Below are 19,966 nucleotides of genomic sequence, written 5' to 3'. Positions count from 1 at the left end.
GGGATGACTGTCAAGCCTAACGTGCCCGCGGGTGCGCCCCGTCCGCCGTTCGCAGTTCCCGCCCGCCCCGGCGCTCCGCCGGAGGCCGGAGGCCGGAGGATCCGCACCGGGGTGTCGTGCGTCCGCGGGTCCGTCGTGGCCGGCCGCGCGGCGTTCGGCCGCGCGGTTCCCCGTGCCCCTAGAAGGCGCTGCCGCTCCGGATCGTCTCCCATGCCGCCGGCAGCCCGGCCTCCACGGAGGCCGCGTTGTGCTCCTCGCGTCCGTACAGGACCCCGTACGTGAAGCCGCTCTCCCCCGCCGCGTGCGCCTGGGCCGCCAGGCCGCACAGGGCCTGCCTGGCCATCACGCTGTCCTGGTGCTCGCCGAGCAGCCCCTGCAGGGACTTCATGCCGGCCGCCAGGTCCTTCGCGGGCCCGCCCAGGACGGGAGCGGCGAGCTCGGCCGCGTAACGGGTGCGCTTGGTCTTCTTGCGAGCCTCGTGGATCGCGAGGTCGCGGCCCTCCCCGGGCGGCAGGTCGACGGCCTGTCCGACCAGCCCGGACAGTGTGCCGAAGTCCTTGCGCACCGCCTTCGCGACCGTCCGCTCCGTGGTGTCCGCGGCGGCCCTGCGCAGGGGCGGGGTGGCGAGCAGCGCGTCGACGGAGACGAGGAGGTCCAGGTAGCGCCCGCCGTCGAGGACCGCGACCAGCCGGCGCCGGGAGCCGGTCCGGCGGGCGTGCGCCCAGGTGCGCAGCCGGCCGCGGACGGGTCCGGCGAGCAGGGGGCGCGGCAGGTCGCCGAGGGCCGCCGTGAGCCGTTCGGTGAGGACCTCCTGGTCGCGGTCGATGCCCAGTTCCCCGGCCAGCCACTTCAGTTCGTCGCGGATCGGGTCGGTGACGGTCCGGTCCAGGACGTTGTCGTACGAGCGGAACGTGCTGCGCAGCCGGCGGGTGGCGACGCGCATGCCGTGCACGGCGTCGTGGACGTCGCGGCGGACGGCGGGGTCGAGCTCGACGATCGCGTCGCGCTGGGCGCGGACGTACGCGAGGACGTGGTCGCCGGCGGTGACCGGCGGTGCCGCCACGACGGCTTCCTTGCGGGGTTTGCGGCCGGTCTCGCTCAGCGCCCTGGCCAGCTTGGACGCCGATGCGGACCGGGAGACCCCGGCCTTGCGCAGTTTCTTCTCGACCTTGTCGAGGAAGGCGGGGTCGCCCTCGTCCGCCAGCTCGACCTCGATCTCGGTCCACCGCGCGGTGCCGTCGCCGCCGCTGAGCCGTTCGGCCCGTACGCGGTCGACGCTGACCTCGGCGAGCAGTCCCCCGGACGCGTCGACGAGGTGGCGGACGTCCCGGGCGGACAGCAGCCGTACGACGGGGACGAGTTCGGCATCGCGCACCCGGGAGCGGACCAGGCCGATGAGGGTGCGGGGCACGGTGTCGGACAGCGGGGCGCGGATCTCGTCCCGTACGCCGTCGGAGACGGGAAGTTTCAGGTGCCAGCCGGCGTCGCCGCCGCCGGTGCGGCGGCGCAGGGTGAGGGACGCGGCGGCCAGGCGCTGGTCGGCCGTGTCGTAGTAGACCGCGTCCAGTTCGGCGACGCCCTTGTCGATGACGGCCGCGACGCCCGGCACCCGGGTCAGATCCGGCAGGTCCGACAGTCCGGCATTCTCATCGGCTTCGTACTTACGCTCGATCTCACGCTTGATGTCCGCCATGCCCTGAATTTAGATGCAGCACCCCGCCCCCCGTAAGGGCCGCGGCACCCGGAGGACAACCGCCCCCTCCGGGCAACGCCGGACCCGGTGGAACGGCTACGCCGACATGGGTCGCTGCACCCTGATCGACTGCAGCAGTCCCACGGCCACCCACACCGCGAACATCGACGACCCCCCGTACGAGACGAAGGGCAGTGGCAGTCCGGCGACCGGCATGATGCCGAGGGTCATGCCGACGTTCTCGAAGGACTGGAAGGCGAACCAGGCGATGATCCCGGCGGCGACGATCGTGCCGTACAGCTCGGTCGTCTCGCGGGCGATCCGGCAGGCGCGCCACAGGACGACGCCGAGCAGGAGCAGGATGAGCCCGGCGCCGACGAAGCCGAGCTCCTCGCCCGCGACCGTGAAGACGAAGTCGGTCTGCTGCTCGGGCACGAACTGTCCGGTGGTCTGCGAGCCCTTGCCGAGGCCGGTGCCGAACAGGCCGCCGGAGCCGATCGCGATCCGTGCCTGATTGGTGTTGTAGCCGACGCCGGCCGGGTCCAGTTCGGGGTTGGCGAAGGCGGCGAAGCGGTTGATCTGGTACTCGTCGAGGATCTTGAGCTGCCAGACCGCGATCGCGCCGAGCGCGCCGGCCCCGATCAGGCCGAAGATCCAGCGGTTGGAGGCGCCGGAGGCGAGCAGCACACCGAGCACGATGATGACCATGACCATGACCGAGCCGAGGTCGGGCATGAGCAGGACGACCAGTATCGGTACGACGGCGAGGCCCAGCGCCTGCATGACCGTGCGGTGGTCGGGGATCTCCTTGTCGCCCGCGTCGACCCGGGCCGCGAGCAGCATCGCCATGCCCAGGATGATCGTGATCTTCACGAACTCGGAGGGCTGCAGCGAGAAGCCGCCGCCGACGATGATCCACGCGTGCGCCCCGTTGACGGTCGCGCCGAGCGGGGTCAGCACCAGCAGGACCAGGAAGACGGAGAGCCCGTACAGGATCGGTACGGCCGTGCGCAGGGTGCGGTGGCCGAGCCAGACCGTGCCGATCATCAGGGCGAAGCCGATGCCCGTGTTGAGCAGGTGCCGGAACAGGAAGTAGTACGGGTCGCCCTGGTTGAGCTCGGTGCGGTTGCGGGTCGCCGAGTAGACGAGGGCCGCGCCGATGAAGGAGAGCGCGAGGGCCGAGAACAGTATCGGCCAGTCGAGCCTGCGGGCCAGCGAGTCGCGGGCGAACACCCGTGTCCAGCTGCCGCGTTCGGGTCCGTATCCGGAGACGGAGAAGCCGTTCGCGCCGGTCATGCGAGCGACCTCCGCCGCTTCTTCGGGCGGCGCGCGGAGCGCCTGCGGGTGTCCCGGCTGGTGCCGGTGGCGGTGTTCGCCGTGGTGGCGGCCGGGGTGTCGTACGCCGCCTGCTGCTGCTCCTCGGTGGCCTGCTCCTCGGCCTTGGGCGGGTAGACCTCGGCCTTCGGGGCGTCGATCGACCCGTCCTTCTCGATCTTCGGCAGGTTCTTCTGCGGCGTGTAGAGGAGGGCCTTCTTCTTGTCGATCCTGCCGTCCTCGGAGACTCCGTACAGCGCGTTGTAGATCTTGCGCACGGCGGGGCCCGAGGCGCCGGAGCCCGTACCGCCCTGGGAGATGGTCATGACGACCGTGTAGTCCTTGGTGTACGTGGCGAACCACGAGGTCGTCTGCTTGCCGTAGACCTCGGCCGTGCCCGTCTTGGCGTGCATCGGGATCTCGTCCTGCGGCCAGCCGCCGAACCTCCAGGCGGCCGATCCCCGGGTCGCGACTCCCGCGAGGGCACCGTCTATCTCGTCGCGGGTCTTCTTCGTCATCGGCAGCTTGCCGTGCGACGTCGGCTCGATCTCCTGGACGCTCTTGCCGTCCGGGCTGACGATCGCCTTGCCGACGGTCGGGTCGTAGAGCGTGCCGCCGTTGGCGATGGCCCCGTAGATCGTCGCCATCTGGATCGGTGTGACGAGGGTGTCGCCCTGGCCGATCGAGTAGTTGACGGAGTCACCGGCGCGCATCCTGTTGCCCTCGAGGCAGTTCTCGTACGCGATCTGCTGGGCGTACGAGCCGCCCTTCTTGCCGTACTTGCACCAGGCGTCCTTGTTGGCCTTCCAGTAGTCCGTCTTCCACTGGCGGTCGGGGACGCGGCCGGTGACCTCGTTCGGCAGGTCGATGCCGGTCTCCTTGCCGAGGCCGAACTGGTGGGCCGTCCGGTAGAACCAGTCCTTGGCGTTCTTCTTGGGCTTGATGCCGCCGTCCTTCTTCCACTCCTCGTGGGAGAGGCTGTAGAAGACGGTGTCGCAGGAGACCTCCAGGGCGCGGCCGAGGCTGATCGGGCCGTACCCCTTGGACTCGAAGTTCTTGAAGACCTGGCCGCCGATGGAGTACGAGGCTCCGCACTGGTAGGGGCCGTTGAAGGAGTAGCCCGCCTTTATGGCGGCGGCCGTCGAGATGACCTTGAAGATGGAGCCGGGGGCCGACTGGCCCTGGATGGCGCGGTTCAGCAGCGGGTAGTTGGACTTCTTGCCGGTGAGCTCCGTGTAGTCCTTGCCGGAGATGCCGCCGACCCAGGCGTTCGGGTCGTAGGAGGGGTTGGACGCCATCGACACCACGCGGCCGGTCTTGTTCTCCATGACGACCACCGCGCCGGAGTCGGCCTTGTAGTTCACCCCGGTGTTCCTGTCGAGCTCCTTGCGGGCCGTCTTCATGGCCTCGTTCAGCTCGTACTCGGCGACGCGCTGGACGCGGGAGTCGATGCTGGTGACGACGTTCGCGCCGGGCTGGGCCTCGTCGCTCTCGGCCTGGCCGATGACGCGGCCGAGGTTGTCGACCTCGTAGCGGGTGACGCCGGCCTTGCCGCGCAGCTGCTTGTCGTACTGGCGCTCCAGGCCCGAGCGGCCCACCTGGTCGGAGCGCAGGTACGGCGAGTCGGTGTCCTCGGCCTTGGTGATCTCCTCGTCGGTGACGGGCGAGAGGTAGCCGAGGACCTGCGCGGTGTTGGCCCCGCCGGGGGCGGCGTAGCGGCGTACGGCCTGCGGTTCGGCGGAGATGCCGGGGAAGTCCTCGGCGCGCTCGCGGATCTGCAGGGCCTGCTTGGGCGTGGCCTCGTCGGTGATGGGGATCGGCTGGTAGGGCGAGCCGTTCCAGCAGGGCTGCGGGGTCTTCGCGTCGCAGAGCCGGACCTTGTCGAGCACGTCCGAGGCCTTCATGCCGAGGACGTCCGCGAGCTTGGTGAGGACGGCGTCGCCGTCGTCCTTCATCTTCAGCAGGTCGGTGCGGGAGGCGGAGACCACGAGCCGGGTCTCGTTGTCGGCGATCGGCACCCCGCGGGCGTCCAGGATCGAGCCGCGCACGGCGGGGCTGACGACCTGCTGGACGTGGTTGCCGGAGGCCTCCTTGGCGTACTCGTCGCCGTTGCGGATCTGGAGGTACCAGAGGCGGGCGCCGAGGGTGCCGAGGAGGGACAGGACGAGGATCTGGATGACGACGAGCCGGATCTGGACCCGCGGGGTCCGGCCGGTCTCGGGAATGTTGGTCACTGCGCTGCTCCCCCTCCCTCAGCTGGTTCGGTGTGCTGTCGCCGTGCGGTCCGTACGCGCTGCCGTCGTCGTGCGGTGTGTACGGTGTGCCGTCGCCGTGCGGTGTGTACGGAGTACTGTCGCCCGCTGTGTACGGAGTGCCGTCGTCGTGAGCGCCGCTGTCACAGCCGCTTGACCCCCTTGATGCGTCCCGCGCGGGCCACCCGGGCCTTCACGGCCTTCGCCCTCAGTCCGCCGCGCTGGCTGCCGATGCGCAGGCCCGTGCCGGAGGACAGCAGGCCCGCGCCGACGTCGGCCGACTTCCCGGAGCCGCCCGTCTCGGCGAGCGGGTCGTTCTCGGCGCGCCGGGCCAGGGCCATGAGCCCGGGGACCACGAACGGCGCGAGCAGCAGGTCGTACAGGGTGGCCGTGAAGAGCAGGTTGCCGAGGCCGACATGGCGGGCGGCGGTGTCGCCGACGAGGGCGCCCACTCCGGCGTACAGGAGGGTGGAGCCGATCGCGGCGGCCACGACCACGGCCATGGGGCCCGTCGCGGACTTGAGCTGGCCGTTGTCGGGCTTGGCGAGTCCGGCGAGGTAGCCGATGACGCACAGCACGAGGGCGTAGCGCCCGGCGGCGTGGTCGGCGGGCGGGGCCAGGTCGGCGAGCAGGCCCGCGCCGAAGCCGACGAGGGCGCCGCCGACGTGGCCGTAGACCAGGGCGAGGCCGAGGACGGTGAGCAGCAGGAGGTCCGGTACGGCGCCCGGCAGGTGCAGGCGGGCGAGGACGCTGACCTGGATCACCAGGGCGACGATCACCAGGGCCGTGGAGAGCAGCATTCGGTTGAAGCGCATGGGGAAGTCAGCTCCTACTGCTCTTGCCGCAGGCCGTCGGCGGGCGCGTCGGCCGAGGGAGTGACGGTGACGGTCACGGTCGGCCTGGGCGTGGGCTTGGGTTTGGGCGGCAGCACCTCGTCGCGCGGGTCCTTGCGGGGGGCTTGGACGACGACGCCGACGATGTCGAGCTTGGAGAAGGAGACGAACGGCGTGACGTAGATCGTGCGGGTCAGGTCGCCGCCGGAGGGGTCGACGCGGGAGACCAGACCGACGGGGACGCCGGGCACGAAGGGCTTGTCGGCCTGGGAGCCGAAGGTGACCAGCCGGTCGCCCTTCTTGATCTTGGCCTTGCCGTTGAGCAGTTCCACGCGCAGCGGGCGGTCGCCCTGTCCGGAGGCGAAGCCCAGCTCGTCGCTGGACTCCATGCGTGTGCCGACCGTGAAGTCGGGGTCGTTGGCGAGCAGCACCGTGGCGGTGGAGGGCCCGACGGTGGTGACGCGCCCGACCAGTCCGTCCCCGTTGAGGACGGTCATGTCGCGCTTGATGCCGTCGTCGGCGCCCGCGTCGATGGTGACGGTCCAGGAGAAGCCCTGGGCCGCCCCTATGGCGATGACCTCGGCGCCTTTGATGCCGTACTGCCCGGCGCCCGCCGTCCTGAGCATCTTGTCGAGCTGCCTGCCCCGGCTGCGGTTGCGGTCGTCGCTGCCCAGTCTCGCCTTCAACTCGGCGTTGTCGCGCTCCAGCCGGGTGACCCGGTCGTGGCGGTCACCGGAGTCCCGCACGGCCTGGATCGCGTTGCCCACGGGGTCGACCGCGGTCGACACCCCGTCCTCGATCGGGCCGAAGACCGTGGCGGCGCCACGGCGGGCACCGTCGACCGGGGAGTCCTCACCCCCGCGGATGTCCACCGTGATCAAGGCGAACGCGATGGCGATCAGCAGCACCAGGAGCAGCCGGCTCTCTCGTGTGTCCCTCACGTGCGACGGCCGTGCCTTCCTCGTCGGAATTCGTGTATGGCTCACCCAACAGGGTCCCGGAAGTCCCGGAGAACTCCGGAAAACCCTGGAGGACCCCGGAGGGCCCCGGATCGCCCGATCGGACGAAACCCGTGGTGGTCCGGGGGAGCTTATGCCTCGATATCAACGATCCGCCGTACGAGAAGGGATCGTCTCGTACGGCGGAATCGAAGAGTTACCTCATCTGCGCGGCTGGGCGTCCAGCACCTGCTGGAGCGCCTCGAACTCCTCGACGCACTTGCCGGCGCCGAGCGCCACGCTGTCCAGCGGGTCCTCGGCGATGTGGATCGGCATGCCCGTCTCGCGGCGCAGCCGCTCGTCGAGGCCGCGCAGCAGGGCGCCGCCGCCGGTCAGGACGATCCCGCGGTCCATGACGTCGCCGGACAGCTCCGGCGGGCACTTGTCGAGGGTGGTCTTGACGGCGTCGATGATCGCGTTGACCGGTTCCTCGATGGCCTTGCGCACCTCGGCCGCCGAGATGACGACGGTCTTCGGCAGACCGGAGACCAGGTCCCGGCCGCGGATCTCGGTGTGCTCGTCCTTGTCCAGGTCGTACGCGGAACCGATCGTGATCTTGATCTGCTCGGCCGTCCGCTCACCGAGGAGGAGCGAGTACTCCTTCTTGATGTGCTGGATGATCGCGTTGTCCAGCTCGTCGCCGGCCACCCGGATGGACTGTGCCGTGACGATTCCGCCGAGCGAGATGACCGCGACCTCGGTGGTGCCGCCGCCGATGTCCACCACCATGTTGCCCGTGGCCTCGTGGACCGGCAGGCCTGAGCCGATGGCCGCGGCCATGGGCTCCTCGATGATGTGCACCTGACGGGCGCCGGCCTGGGACGACGCCTCGATGACGGCACGGCGCTCGACGCCCGTGATACCGGAGGGCACGCAGACGACGACGCGGGGACGGGCCAGGTAGCGCCGCTTGTGGATCTTCAGGATGAAGTAGCGAAGCATGCGCTCGGTGATCTCGAAGTCGGCGATGACGCCGTCCCGCAGCGGGCGCACGGCGACGATGTTGCCCGGTGTCCGCCCGATCATCTTCTTCGCCTCCGCGCCGACCGCGAGGATGCCACCGGTGTTGGTGTTGATCGCGACGACGGACGGCTCGTTGAGTACGATCCCGCGACCCCTGACGTACACCAGCGTGTTGGCGGTCCCGAGGTCGACAGCCATGTCACGGCCGATGAACGACATTGAGTTCCCCATCAGGATTCGTCTGGCCTTCCCAAGTGGAGCTTTTGATGGCTTTTCAGGATGGCGAGGGTGAGCGCTGTGACGTGAAGACTTCCATCGTAGTCTCGCCTGCACGAACACTGCGCGAGGGTCTCCGCCATTGTCACCAGATGACGTGCCGCCCCGCTCCTGGAGACGGGCGATCGGGGGAATGCGTTCCCCCGATCGCCACGCGCATGCCGGTGAGAGGTCACCATTGTGCGCAGACCGCAGGTCGGACGCCTACTGGTCTGACGGGGTATCAGAAAATTCTCACTACCCTCACGCGGTGCCGCGCGCGGTCCCTCAGGCGAGACCAGGGAAGAAGATCTTCAGTTCGCGCTCGGAGGACTCCTCGGAGTCCGAGGCGTGGATCAGGTTCTCGCGGACGATCACACCGAAATCACCGCGGATGGAGCCGGGCGCGGCGGCGATCGGGTCGGTCGGGCCCGCGAGCGCCCGTACGCCCTCGATGACGCGCTCGCCCTCGACGACCAGCGCCACGACCGGGCCGGAGGCCATGAAGGCGACCAGTGGCTCGTAGAAGGGCTTGCCCTTGTGCTCGCCGTAGTGCTGCTCCAGCGTGTCCTGGTCCAGCGTGCGCAGCTCCAGCGCGGTGATCTGCCAGCCGGCCTTGCGCTCGATACGGCTGATGATCTCGCCGGTCAGGCCGCGACGGACCGCGTCGGGCTTGAGGAGGACGAGGGTGCGCTGGCTCACGGTGGTGGCTCCTTCAGGTCACAGATGTGCGGATGACGAGGCTACAGGGCGTGTCCGGACACGCGTCACGCAGCGCCAGGTGGTACGGGGGAAGGCAGGGGCGGAGCCCCGCCTTCCAGGGGCGCGGGGAACTGCGCGACCGGCCCCACCGAACCCGCGGACGAAGCCCCCGAGCAACCCCACCGGGACTACCCCCCGGCACCCGCCTGCGCGGCGAACCGCGCCTTCGCCTCCTCCACCTTCCGCCCGTAGTGGACCGAGGCCCACCACAGCGCGGCGAACACGGCACCGAGGAAGAACATCACCGGCACCACGAACCCGCTCGCGATCAGCGCGATCTGCAGCGCCCAGCCGAACTGGACACCTCCCGGCCGCGTGATCACCCCGCACAGGAGCAGACACAGCACCATCGCGACCCCGCACACCGTCCAGACCGTGGTCATGGACAGGTCGGGGTCCTTCATCGCCACGAGTCCGGCGAACCCGATGACGAAGAACTCACCGATCAGCGTCGAAGCACACAGGGTCCGCACGGCTCAGCTCCCTCCCAGCAGCAGCCGGGCCTCGCCGACCGTGATGACGGAACCGGTCACGAGGACACCGCCACCCGCGTACTCGGCCTCTTCCTCGGCCAGCGTGATCGCGGCCTCCAGCGCGTCGTCCAGCCGGGGCTCGACCTGTACGCGGTCGTCCCCGAACACCTCGACGGCGATCGCGGCCAGCTCGTCCGCGTCCATCGCGCGGTGGCTGGAGTTCTGCGTCACGACGACCTCGGTGAAGATCGGTTCGAAAGCCTCGAGAAGTCCCCGTACGTTCTTGTCCCCGCTCGCCCCGACGACACCGATCAGCCGGCTGAAGTCGAAGACCTCCCGCACCGCCTCGGCGGTCGCCCGGGCGCCCGCCGGATTGTGCGCGGCGTCCAGCACGACGGTCGGCGACCGGCGCACGATCTCCAGGCGCCCCGGCGAGGAGACCGACGCGAAGGCCTTGCGGACCGTGTCGATGCCGAGCGGCTCCGGCCGCTGGGACCCGACGCCGAAGAACGCCTCCACGGCGGCGAGCGCCACCGCGGCGTTGTGCGCCTGGTACGCCCCGTGCAGCGGGAGGTACACCTCCTCGTACTCCCCGCCGAGGCCGCGCAGCGTCAGCAGCTGTCCGCCGACCGCCACCCGGCGGCTCACCACGCCGAACTCGAGCCCCTCGCGGGCCACGGTGGCGTCGGCCTCCACGGCCTTCTTGAGCATCACCTGGGCGGCGTCCACGGGCTGCTGGGCCAGGATCACCGTGGCGCCGGGCTTGATGATCCCGGCCTTCTCCCGGGCGATCTCCCCCGTGGTCCCGCCGAGGCGGTCCGTGTGGTCCAGGTCGATGGGGGTCACCACGGCGACGTCGCCGTCGAGCACGTTCGTGGCGTCCCAGCTGCCGCCCATCCCGACCTCCACGACGGCCACGTCGACGGGGGCGTCCGCGAAGGCCGCGTACGCCATGCCCGTGAGCACCTCGAAGAAGGAGAGGCGGAACTCCTGCTGCCCGTCGACCATCTCGACGTACGGCTGGATGTCCCGGTACGTCTCCACGAACCGCTCCGCGGGGATCGCCGCCCCGTCCAGGCTGATCCGCTCGGTGATCGACTGGACGTGCGGCGAGGTGTACCGCCCGGTGCGCAGGTCGAAGGCGCCGAGCAGGGTCTCGACCATGCGGGCCGTCGACGTCTTGCCGTTGGTCCCGGTGATGTGGATCGAGGGGTACGCGCGCTGCGGTTCGCCCAGCAGGTCCATGAGCGCGGCGATGCGGGCCACGGACGGCTCCAGCTTGGTCTCGCCCCACCGGGAGGCGAGCTCGGTCTCGACCTCGCGCAGCGCCTTGTCGGTCTCCGGGTCGTCCGGGCGCGCGGGGACGTCGGACTGCGGCGCCGCGCCCCGCGTGCGCAGGGTACGGCTGCCGGCCTCGATCACGGCGAGATCGGGGTCGCGCTCGGTCTCGGCCTCGACGATCTCGTCGAACGGGTCGGACCCACTGCTGTCCTGCGGAAGCTCACTCACCCCCCCAGTCTACGGAGCCGACCGGGCACCCCGGGAAAGGGCACGGCCCCCAGGCGCCCGGCCCCGGGGAGGGCGCAGCCCTCCAGGCGCGCCGGGGGCCGGTCGACGAACGCGCCCCCGGGGAGGGCGCAGCCCTCTCAGGGGCGCGGGGAACTGCGCGACCAGTCCCCACAGACCCGCACCCGGCAGACACACCGGCACAAGCACAAGCACGAGCACAGGTACAGACGCAAGAGGGCCCCGGAACCTCCACGGTCCCGGGGCCCTCCGAAAAACCTACGCCTGCGGCAGCCCCTCCAGCTGCGCCCGCAACCGCGCGATGTCCTCGTCGGCCTTGGCCAGCCGCCCCCGGATCTTGTCCACGACCTGGTCCGGCGCCTTGGCGAGGAACGCCTCGTTGCCGAGCTTCGCCTCCGCCTGGGCCTTCTCCTTCTCGGCCGCGGCGAGGTCCTTGGCCAGCCGCTTGCGCTCGGCCGCGACGTCGATCGTCCCGGAGAGGTCGAGCGCGACCGACGCCCCGGCGACGGGCAGCGTCGCCGTCGCCGCGAACGACTCACCCTCCGGCTGCAGCCGCAGCAGCTGCCGGATGGCCGCCTCGTGCGGAGCGAACGCGGTCCCCTCCAGGGACAGCCGCGCCGGCACCCGCTGCCCCGGCTGCAGCCCCTGGTCGGCACGGAAGCGGCGGACCTCCGTGATCACCTGCTGCAGCGCCTCGATCTCCCGCTCGGCGCCGGCGTCACGGAACCCGCTGTCCGCGGGCCAGTCGGCGATCACGACCGACTCGCCCCCGGTGAGGGTCGTCCAGAGCGTCTCCGTGACGAACGGCACGACCGGGTGCAGCAGCCGCAGCGTGACGTCCAGCACCTCGCCGAGGACCCGCTTGCTGACGTCGGCGGCCGGGCCGCCCGCCATGAACGTCGTCTTCGACAGCTCGACGTACCAGTCGAAGACCTCGTCCCACGCGAAGTGGTAGAGCGCGTCGGAGAGCTTCGCGAACTGGAAGTCCTCGTAGAACGCGTCGACCTCCGCGACCGTCGCATTGAGGCGGGACAGGATCCACCGGTCCGTCGCCGACATCGCGGACGCGTCCGGCAGAGGCCCCTCGACCGTCGCGCCGTTCATCAGCGCGAACCGCGTCGCGTTCCAGAGCTTGTTGGCGAAGTTGCGGGACGCCTGGACCCAGTCCTCGCCGATCGGCACGTCCGTACCGGGGTTGGCGCCCTTGGCCAGGGTGAAGCGGACGGCGTCGGCGCCGTACGCGTCCATCCAGTCGAGCGGGTCGACGACGTTGCCGAACGACTTCGACATCTTCTTGCCGCGCTCGTCGCGGACCAGACCGGTCAGGGCGATGGTCTTGAACGGGGCCTCGCCGTCCATCGCGTACAGGCCGAACATCATCATCCGGGCGACCCAGAAGAAGATGATGTCGTGGCCGGTGAGCAGGACGTCGGTCGGATAGAACTTCCGCAGGCTCGGGGTCTGTTCGGGCCAGCCGAGCGTGGAGAACGGCCACAGGCCGGACGAGAACCAGGTGTCGAGGACGTCCGTGTCCTGCTTCCACCCCTCGGCCTCCGTGCCGGGCGGCTGCTCGTCGGGGCCGACGCAGACCGTCTCGCCGTTCGGGCCGTACCAGATCGGGATGCGGTGGCCCCACCACAGCTGACGCGAGATGTTCCAGTCGTTGAGGTTGTCGACCCAGTCGAAGTACCGCTTCGACATGTCCTCGGGGTGGATCCTCACGCGGCCGTCGCGGACCGCGTCACCGGCGGCCTGCGCGAGCGGGCCGACCTTGACCCACCACTGCAGGGACTGCCGTGGCTCGATGGTCGTGCTGCAGCGCGAGCAGTGCCCGACGCTGTGGACGTACGGACGCTTCTCGGCGACGATCCGGCCCTGCGAGCGCAGTGCGCCGACGACGGCGGAACGGGCCTCGTAGCGGTCAAGTCCCTCGAAGGGGCCGTGGACGGTGATGACCGCCCGCTCGTCCATGATCGTGAGCGACTCCAGGCCGTGGCGCTGCCCGATGGCGAAGTCGTTCGGGTCGTGGGCGGGGGTGACCTTGACGGCACCCGTGCCGAACTCGGGGTCGACGTGGGTGTCCGCGACGACCGGGATGGTGCGGTCGGTCAGCGGGAGCTTGATGCGCCTGCCGACGAGGTGGCGGTAGCGCTCGTCGTCGGGGTGAACGGCGACGGCGGTGTCACCGAGCATGGTCTCGGCGCGCGTGGTGGCGACGACGAGGGTCTCGTCGCCCTCGCCGTACGTGATGGAGACGAGCTCGCCGTCGTCCTCCTGGTAGTTCACCTCGATGTCGGAGATGGCCGTCAGACAGCGGGGACACCAGTTGATGATGCGCTCGGCGCGGTAGATCAGCTCGTCGTCGTACAGCTTCTTGAAGATGGTCTGGACGGCCTTGGACAGGCCCTCGTCCATGGTGAACCGCTCGCGGTCCCAGTCGACGCCGTCGCCGAGCCGTCGCATCTGGCCCAGGATCTTGCCGCCGTACTCCTCCTTCCACTGCCACACCCGCTCGACGAACTCCTCGCGCCCCAGGTCGTGCCGCGACCTGCCCTCCTCGGCAAGCTGCTGCTCGACCTTGTTCTGCGTGGCGATACCGGCGTGGTCCATGCCGGGCAGCCACAGCGCCTCGTAGCCCTGCATGCGCTTGCGGCGGGTCAGGGCGTCCATGAGCGTGTGCTGGAAGGCGTGCCCCAGGTGCAGGGACCCGGTGACGTTCGGCGGCGGGATGACGATGGTGTACGGGGGCTTGTCGCTGTTCTCGTCGGCGGCGAAGTAACCCCGCTCGACCCAGCGCTCGTACAGCTTCCCCTCTACCTCGGCCGGCGCGTACTGGGTCGGCAGTTCGGGGGCGTTGGCTGGCGGCTGCTGCTGAGCGTTGTCGGTCACCCCTCCAGTTTAGAGGTGTCACGGACCCGCTCCGAAACTCGATTAATTGGTAACGGTGCAGCCCCCGATGCTCCGGCGGTGCTCGCACTGGGTCAGGATGTTCGGAACACATAAGCATCCGGAGGGGAACCCAGGAATGAGCTACAACCAGCCGGGCCCGTACGGCGGGCAGCCCCAGCAGCCCGGACCGTACGGTCAGCCGGGTCCTTACGGCCAGCAGCCGCAGGCCCCCCAGCCCGGCTACGGCTACCCGCAGCAGGCTCCCGGGCAGCAGCCCGGCTACGGGTACCCCCAGCAGGCCCCGCAGGGAGTCCCTCCGCAGCAGCCCGGCTACGGCCAGCAGCAGCCGCCGTACGGTCAGCAGCCGCCCGGCGCCCCCTACGGCGCCCCGGCGCCGCCGGCGCCCGGCGGGGGCAGGAAGAAGACGGGCCTCGTCGTGGGCGCGGTGGCGGTCGTGGCCGCGATCGCGGTCGGCGCGTACTTCGTGCTCGGCAGCGGCGACGGCGGCTCCGCGGCCGTCGCGGACGACGGCCCCCACAAGCTGACGACGCCGGCGACCGTACTCACCGAGTACAAGAAGGGCAACGGCGCCGAGGACGGCATGAGCAAGTCCGACCTGAAGGACGCCGAGTCCTGGGGCGTGAAGAACCCCAAGGACGTCAGCGCCTCGTACCAGGCGGGCGACAAGGACAACCCGCTGGCCGGGAAGCTGCTCTCCTTCGGCGGTGTCTACGGCGACATCGAGGACCCGGAGAAGGTGGTGGACGAGTTCTTCACCTACATGGAGAAGGACGCCAAGGAGGAGGACGACGTCACCTTCGTCGGCAGCCCGAAGGCGTACGAGCCCAGTTCGCTGGAGGGTGCCGTCCTGAAGTGCCAGCAGGCGAAGATCGACAACTCCGACGGCGGCACGGGGGAGCCGAAGGCGATGAACGTGACGTACTGCGCCTGGGCCGATCACAGCACGCTCGGCTTCGTGCTGCCCATCGAGTTCTCCGACGCCGCGGCGGGCAAGAGCTCGGACCCCGCCGAGGTGGCCGAGACCACCGCCAAGCTCCGCAAGGAAGTCCGCGTCAAGATCTGAGCGACGTACGCGACGGCGAAGGGCCCCGGTCGGTGACCGGGGCCCTTCGCCGTGACTCGTGCCGTGGTGCGCGTCCGCGCTCGGCGGCTACGCCGTCTTCTGCTCCCCCGGGCCGCGTCCGTTGCGGGCGTCGCGCGGGATCAGGGTCGGGTTGACGTTCGAGCGGACCACCTCGGAGGTGATGACGACGCGGGCCACGTCCTTGCGGGACGGGACCTCGTACATCACCGCCTGGAGGACCTCCTCCATGATGGCGCGCAGGCCGCGCGCGCCGGTCTGGCGCAGGATGGCCTGGTCGGCGATGGCCTCCAGCGCCTCGCGCTCGAAGTCCAGCTCCACGCCGTCCAGTTCGAACAGCTTCTGGTACTGCTTCATCAGCGCGTTGCGCGGCTCCACCAGGATCTGGAGGAGGGCCTCGCGGTCGAGGTTGTGGACCGACGTGATGACCGGGAGGCGGCCGATGAACTCGGGGATCATGCCGAACTTCACCAGGTCCTCGGGCATGACGTCCTCGAAGCGGTCCTTCGCCTCGAGTTCCTTCTTGGAGCGGATCGTCGCGCCGAAGCCGATGCCCTTGGCACCCGCGCGGGACTCGACGAGCTTCTCCAGGCCCGAGAAGGCGCCGCCCACGATGAACAGGACGTTCGTCGTGTCGATCTGGATGAACTCCTGGTGCGGGTGCTTGCGGCCGCCCTGCGGGGGCACGGAGGCCGTGGTGCCCTCCAGGATCTTGAGCAGGGCCTGCTGGACGCCCTCGCCCGACACGTCACGCGTGATCGACGGGTTCTCGCTCTTGCGGGCCACCTTGTCGATCTCGTCGATGTAGATGATGCCGGTCTCGGCCTTCTTGACGTCGTAGTCCGCCGCCTGGATCAGCTTCAGCAGGATGTTCTCGACGTCCTCGCCGACGTATCCCGCCTCCGTGAGCGCCGTCGCGTCGGCGATGGCGAACGGGACGTTCAGCATGCGGGCCAGGGTCTGGGCCAGCAGCGTCTTGCCGGAGCCCGTGGGGCCGAGCAGCAGGATGTTGGACTTCGCCAGCTCGATGGCGTCCTCGCGGTTCTGCCCCGCGCTGTTCTCGCCGGCCTGGACCCGCTTGTAGTGGTTGTACACCGCGACCGAGAGCGCCTTCTTGGCCGACTCCTGGCCTACGACGTACCCCTCGAGGAACTCGTAGATCTCGCGAGGCTTGGGCAGTTCCTCCCAGCGCACCTCGCTCGTCTCCGCGAGTTCTTCCTCGATGATCTCGTTGCAGAGATCGATGCACTCGTCGCAGATGTACACACCAGGGCCTGCGATGAGCTTCTTGACCTGCTTCTGGCTCTTGCCACAGAACGAGCACTTGAGCAGATCGCCGCCGTCACCGATGCGTGCCACGGTGTGCTTCCCCTTCGCCTGGGAGACGCCTAGGTCCAGCGGCTCCTGGTGCTGCCTTATGTCCGACGGTACCTTGCCGAGCCCCCCGTTCGGGCCCCCCTTGGCGTGGTTCACTTTGTCGTGGGCCACGCCAAGGAGCGGCAGACGATACAGCGATGCGTCACGCGACCGCGGCGTTGTTCATCTTCCGGGTCGAGATGATCTGGTCGATCAGGCCGTACTCGAGCGCGTCCTCGGCCGTGAGGATCTTGTCGCGCTCGATGTCCTCGCGGATCTTCTCGATCGGCGTCGTCGAGTGCTTGGCCAGCATGTCTTCCAGCTGGGCGCGCATCCGCAGGATCTCGTTGGCGGCGATCTCGAGGTCCGAGACCTGGCCGCGGCCGGTCTCGCTGTAGGGCTGGTGGATCAGCACACGGGCGTTCGGAAGCGCCATGCGCTTGCCCGGCGTTCCGGCCGCCAGCAGGATCGCGGCGGCCGAGGCGGCCTGACCCATGCAGACCGTCTGGATGTCCGGCTTCACGAACTGCATCGTGTCGTAGATCGCGGTGAGGGACGTGAAGGAGCCGCCGGGGCTGTTGATGTAGACCGAGATGTCACGGTCGGGGTCCATCGACTCCAGGCACAGCAGCTGCGCCATGACGTCGTTGGCGGAGGCGTCGTCGATCTGCACGCCGAGGAAGATCACGCGCTCCTCGAACAGCTTCGCGTACGGGTCGTACTCACGGACGCCCTGCGAGGTGCGCTCGACGAAGCGCGGGATGACGTAGCGGGACTCCGCGCGAGGACCCGTGTACTCGGCCTGCGCGCGGGCGTACAGTCCGCTGCCGGGGAAGTCGTTCACTGTGTCTCCTGAAGAGCCTGATAAGGGCTGAGGCGGTCGGCTGGGGGCTCGGAGTGGCTGGCGTCGGCCTGCGCCGACCCCAGGGTCGGCGCTGAGCCGCCCTACGCCGCCCCGGTACCGCCGCCGCCCGGCATGTCGGCAGCGGTGGGCATGATGTCGTCGATGAGGCCGTACTCCTTGGCCTCGATCGGGTCGAACCAGCGGTCGCGGTCCGAGTCGCGGGTGACCTGCTCGACCGTCTGACCGGTGTGGAAGGCGGTCAGCTCCGCCATCCGCTTCTTGGTGTGCAGCAGCCGCTCGGCGTGGATCTTGATGTCCGACGCGGAACCGGCGAGACCGGCCGAGGGCTGGTGGATCAGGATCTCGGCGTTCGGCAGCGCGAAGCGCTTGCCGGGGGTGCCGGCGCTCAGCAGGAACTGGCCCATGGAGGCCGCCATGCCCATCGCGATCGTCACCACGTCGTTCTTGATGTACTGCATGGTGTCGTAGATCGCCATGCCGGCGGTGATCGAGCCGCCGGGGCTGTTGATGTAGAGGTAGATGTCCTTCTCCGGGTCGGAGGCAAGGAGCAGCAACTGTGCGGTGATCTTGTTGGCGATGTCGTCGTCGACCGCCTGGCCGAGGAAGATGATCCGCTCGCCGAGCAGCCGGTTGTAGACCTGGTCGCCGAGGCCACCACCGATGGGGTCGCCGGCGGCTGTGGGCATCAGATTCGTCACGTATCCACCTGCTCGTCTTACGACGGCGCCGGGCCGTCTACACGTCTTCTGCTGGGGGCGTGGGACCCCGTGTGCGTGCCGTGTCGGACGGCTCCGGGGACTCCCCTGCCCTCGTACTCATGGACCCTAACGCGCGGGTCCCTCCGGGGAATCCCGCAGAAGGAACTGTTCGCTGTGAGCGCATGCGCTCCGCCGGGTTCAGCAGGGAATTCACCGGGCCCGGCCCCCACTGCCGGGGGCGCGGGGAACCGCGCGACAAGCCCTCACGGGGCCGCGGTCGCGTCTGCCTCCGGCGGTGCGGCGGCGGGTGCGGGTCCGTGGTCGGTCGCTCGCGGTTCCCCGCGCCCCTGGAAGGCCCTGCGGGCCCCCAGGAGATCTCCTGGGGGCCCGCAGTACGTACTACTGGCGAGGCGATCAGGCCTCGGGCTTGGCCTCGGGCTCGGCGGCCTCGGCCTCGGGAGCCTTCTCGTCGGAGGTCTCGACGGCGTCCTCGGTCGAGGCCTCGGCGGAGGTCTCGACGGAGGTCTCGTCCTCTTCCTCGTCGTCGAGGTCCACGACCTCGCCGTTCGTGTCCTTGACGGTGGCGGCCTCGACGACCACGGCAAGAGCCTTGCCGCGGGCGACCTCGCCGACCAGCAGCGGGACCTGGCCGCCCTCGACGACCTGCTGGGCGAACTGGTCGGGGGACATGTTGGAGGAAGCAGCCCGCCGCATGAGGTGCTCGGTGAGCTCCTCCTGGTTGACGTTCAGCTTCTCCTTGTTGACGAGCTCGTCCAGGACGAACTGCGTCTTGATGCCCTTGACCGCGGCTTCCTTGGTCTCGGTGTCGAACTCCTCGGCCGTCTTGCCCTGGATCTCGAGGTACTTCTCGAGGTCGAGGCCCATCTGGCCGAGCTGGTGGTGCTCCAGGTTGTGCTTGCGGGTGTTGATCTCGTCCTCGAGGAGCTTCTCGGGGACGGGCACCTCGACGAGCTCCAGCAGCTTCTCCAGGACTCGCTCCTGGGCCTGCGTGGCCTGGTCGTACTGCTTCATGTTCTCGAGGCGCTTGCGGCTGTCGGCGCGGAGCTCTTCGAGGGTGTCGAACTCCGACGCGAGCTGCGCGAAGTCGTCGTCCAGCTCGGGCAGCTCGCGCTTGGCGACCTGGCTGACCTTGACGGTGACCTCGGCCTCCTTGCCGGCCGCCGAGCCGCCCTTGAGCTCGGAGGCGAAGGTGGCCTCGCCACCGGCCTCCAGGCCCTTCACGGCGTCGTCGATGCCGTCCAGCAGCTCACCGGAGCCGATGGTGTAGGAGACGCCGCTCGCGACGCCGTCCTCCAGCACCTCTCCGTCGACCTTGGCCTCCAGGTCGAGGGTGACGACGTCACCCTCCTCGGCGGCACGCTCGACGGGGGCGGTCGAGGCGAAGCGCTCACGCAGCTCCTCGACGGCCTTGTCGATGTCCTCCTCGCCGACCTCGACGGCGTCGACCTCGACCTCGATGCCGGAGTAGTCCGGGATCTCGATGGTCGGGCGGACGTCGACCTCGGCGGTGAAGTTCAGCGTCTCGCCGTCCTTCAGCTCCGTGATGTCGACCTCGGGCTGGCCGAGGACGTTCAGCTCGGCCTCGTTGACCGCGTCGGTGTAGAACTTCGGGAGCGCGTCGTTGACCGCTTCCTCGAGGACCGCACCGCGGCCGAACCGCTGGTCGATGACGCGCGCCGGAATCTTGCCCTTCCGGAACCCCTTCACCGTGACCTGCTGGTTGATCTTCTTGTACGCCGCGTCGAGGCTGTCCTTGAGCTCCTCGAAGGGCACCTCGATGCTGAGCCGAACCCGGGTCGGGTTCAGGGTCTCCACGGCGCTCTTCACGGTTCGGTCTCCTTGGGGGCTGACTTCTTCGGGTTCTGCTGACGGTCTCCACCGGTACGGCGGAGCCCCAGCGGATCTGGCGGCCCTTGAGGGACGTAAAAATGCAGACACACGGGCGCGCAGTTTGCATACTAGCCG

The 19,966-nt window shown here is 69.6% G+C and carries 15 protein-coding genes; 1 reads left to right on the top strand and 14 read right to left on the bottom strand.

What is annotated here, in order from left to right; all coding sequences use genetic code 11:
- Positions 1 to 178: 178 nt before the first annotated feature.
- The 10 genes from QFZ75_RS25540 to QFZ75_RS25495 all read right to left on the bottom strand — a co-directional run bounded on the left by QFZ75_RS25540 (position 179) and on the right by QFZ75_RS25495 (position 13,959).
- The gene (locus QFZ75_RS25540) at positions 179 to 1,693 is read right to left on the bottom strand and encodes a CYTH and CHAD domain-containing protein (RefSeq protein WP_307540473.1); all 1,515 of its coding nucleotides are present in this window, start codon (positions 1,691 to 1,693) and stop codon (positions 179 to 181) included.
- A gap of 96 nt (positions 1,694 to 1,789) precedes the next feature.
- Positions 1,790 to 2,989 (bottom strand): rod shape-determining protein RodA, encoded by a 1,200-nt coding sequence (gene rodA / locus QFZ75_RS25535; RefSeq protein ID WP_307540471.1) that lies wholly within the window; start codon positions 2,987 to 2,989, stop codon positions 1,790 to 1,792.
- The gene (mrdA, locus tag QFZ75_RS25530) at positions 2,986 to 5,241 is read right to left on the bottom strand and encodes a penicillin-binding protein 2 (protein WP_307540469.1); all 2,256 of its coding nucleotides are present in this window, start codon (positions 5,239 to 5,241) and stop codon (positions 2,986 to 2,988) included. The genes rodA and mrdA overlap by 4 nt, the downstream gene beginning before the upstream one ends.
- 161 nt (positions 5,242 to 5,402) lie before the next feature.
- Positions 5,403 to 6,074 (bottom strand): rod shape-determining protein MreD, encoded by a 672-nt coding sequence (gene mreD, locus QFZ75_RS25525; protein WP_307540468.1) that lies wholly within the window; start codon positions 6,072 to 6,074, stop codon positions 5,403 to 5,405.
- 14 nt (positions 6,075 to 6,088) lie between these two features.
- Positions 6,089 to 7,033: a rod shape-determining protein MreC gene (gene mreC, locus QFZ75_RS25520; RefSeq protein ID WP_307540466.1), complete on the bottom strand. Its 945-nt coding sequence runs from the start codon at positions 7,031 to 7,033 to the stop codon at positions 6,089 to 6,091.
- Positions 7,034 to 7,252: 219 nt separating this feature from the next.
- Positions 7,253 to 8,272 (bottom strand): rod shape-determining protein, encoded by a 1,020-nt coding sequence (locus tag QFZ75_RS25515; RefSeq protein ID WP_055509957.1) that lies wholly within the window; start codon positions 8,270 to 8,272, stop codon positions 7,253 to 7,255.
- Positions 8,273 to 8,596: 324 nt separating this feature from the next.
- A complete protein-coding gene (gene ndk / locus QFZ75_RS25510; protein ID WP_307540464.1) occupies positions 8,597 to 9,010 on the bottom strand; it encodes a nucleoside-diphosphate kinase in 414 nt (137 codons plus the stop codon).
- Between the two features lie 188 nt (positions 9,011 to 9,198).
- Positions 9,199 to 9,543: a DUF4233 domain-containing protein gene (locus tag QFZ75_RS25505; RefSeq protein WP_307540462.1), complete on the bottom strand. Its 345-nt coding sequence runs from the start codon at positions 9,541 to 9,543 to the stop codon at positions 9,199 to 9,201.
- A 3-nt stretch (positions 9,544 to 9,546) separates the two neighbouring features.
- Positions 9,547 to 11,052 carry a folylpolyglutamate synthase/dihydrofolate synthase family protein gene (locus QFZ75_RS25500; protein WP_307540460.1) on the bottom strand — a complete coding sequence of 502 codons (1,506 nt, stop codon included), beginning with the start codon at positions 11,050 to 11,052 and terminating at the stop codon, positions 9,547 to 9,549.
- Positions 11,053 to 11,328: 276 nt separating this feature from the next.
- Positions 11,329 to 13,959 (bottom strand): valine--tRNA ligase, encoded by a 2,631-nt coding sequence (locus QFZ75_RS25495; protein ID WP_307540458.1) that lies wholly within the window; start codon positions 13,957 to 13,959, stop codon positions 11,329 to 11,331.
- A 136-nt stretch (positions 13,960 to 14,095) separates the two neighbouring features.
- On the opposite strand from QFZ75_RS25495, the gene QFZ75_RS25490 reads away from it, so the two are divergent.
- The gene (locus tag QFZ75_RS25490) at positions 14,096 to 15,043 is read left to right on the top strand and encodes a hypothetical protein (protein ID WP_307540456.1); all 948 of its coding nucleotides are present in this window, start codon (positions 14,096 to 14,098) and stop codon (positions 15,041 to 15,043) included.
- A gap of 87 nt (positions 15,044 to 15,130) precedes the next feature.
- On the opposite strand, the gene clpX is transcribed toward QFZ75_RS25490, so the two are convergent.
- The 4 genes from clpX to tig all read right to left on the bottom strand — a co-directional run bounded on the left by clpX (position 15,131) and on the right by tig (position 19,828).
- Entirely contained in the window at positions 15,131 to 16,420 is a 1,290-nt protein-coding gene (clpX, locus tag QFZ75_RS25485; protein WP_307540454.1) for an ATP-dependent Clp protease ATP-binding subunit ClpX, read from the bottom strand.
- A 160-nt stretch (positions 16,421 to 16,580) separates the two neighbouring features.
- The gene (locus tag QFZ75_RS25480) at positions 16,581 to 17,261 is read right to left on the bottom strand and encodes an ATP-dependent Clp protease proteolytic subunit (RefSeq protein ID WP_307540452.1); all 681 of its coding nucleotides are present in this window, start codon (positions 17,259 to 17,261) and stop codon (positions 16,581 to 16,583) included.
- Between the two features lie 101 nt (positions 17,262 to 17,362).
- On the bottom strand, positions 17,363 to 17,968 hold the full coding sequence (locus tag QFZ75_RS25475) for an ATP-dependent Clp protease proteolytic subunit (RefSeq protein ID WP_307544775.1): 606 nt from the start codon (positions 17,966 to 17,968) through the stop codon (positions 17,363 to 17,365).
- A gap of 426 nt (positions 17,969 to 18,394) precedes the next feature.
- Positions 18,395 to 19,828, bottom strand: a complete 1,434-nt coding sequence (gene tig / locus QFZ75_RS25470) for a trigger factor (RefSeq protein ID WP_307540451.1) — start codon at positions 19,826 to 19,828, stop codon at positions 18,395 to 18,397.
- Positions 19,829 to 19,966 lie beyond the last annotated feature (138 nt).

Origin of the sequence: Streptomyces sp. V3I8 (assembly GCF_030817535.1) — a bacterium.
Taxonomy (GTDB): Bacteria; Actinomycetota; Actinomycetes; order Streptomycetales; family Streptomycetaceae; genus Streptomyces.
Note: the sequence above shows the minus strand (reverse complement) of the source record. Positions and strands in the feature narration are given on the sequence as shown.

Bases quoted from the DNA above. Each gene is read 5' to 3' on its own strand.
- mreD (WP_307540468.1), bottom strand. From the start codon at position 6,074: ATGCGCTTCAACCGAATGCTGCTCTCCACGGCCCTGGTGATCGTCGCC.
- QFZ75_RS25475 (WP_307544775.1), bottom strand. From the start codon at position 17,968: ATGCCCACAGCCGCCGGCGACCCCATCGGTGGTGGCCTCGGCGACCAG.
- QFZ75_RS25540 (WP_307540473.1), bottom strand. From the start codon at position 1,693: ATGGCGGACATCAAGCGTGAGATCGAGCGTAAGTACGAAGCCGATGAG.
- rodA (WP_307540471.1), bottom strand. From the start codon at position 2,989: ATGACCGGCGCGAACGGCTTCTCCGTCTCCGGATACGGACCCGAACGC.
- QFZ75_RS25490 (WP_307540456.1), top strand. From the start codon at position 14,096: ATGAGCTACAACCAGCCGGGCCCGTACGGCGGGCAGCCCCAGCAGCCC.
- QFZ75_RS25515 (WP_055509957.1), bottom strand. From the start codon at position 8,272: ATGTCGTTCATCGGCCGTGACATGGCTGTCGACCTCGGGACCGCCAAC.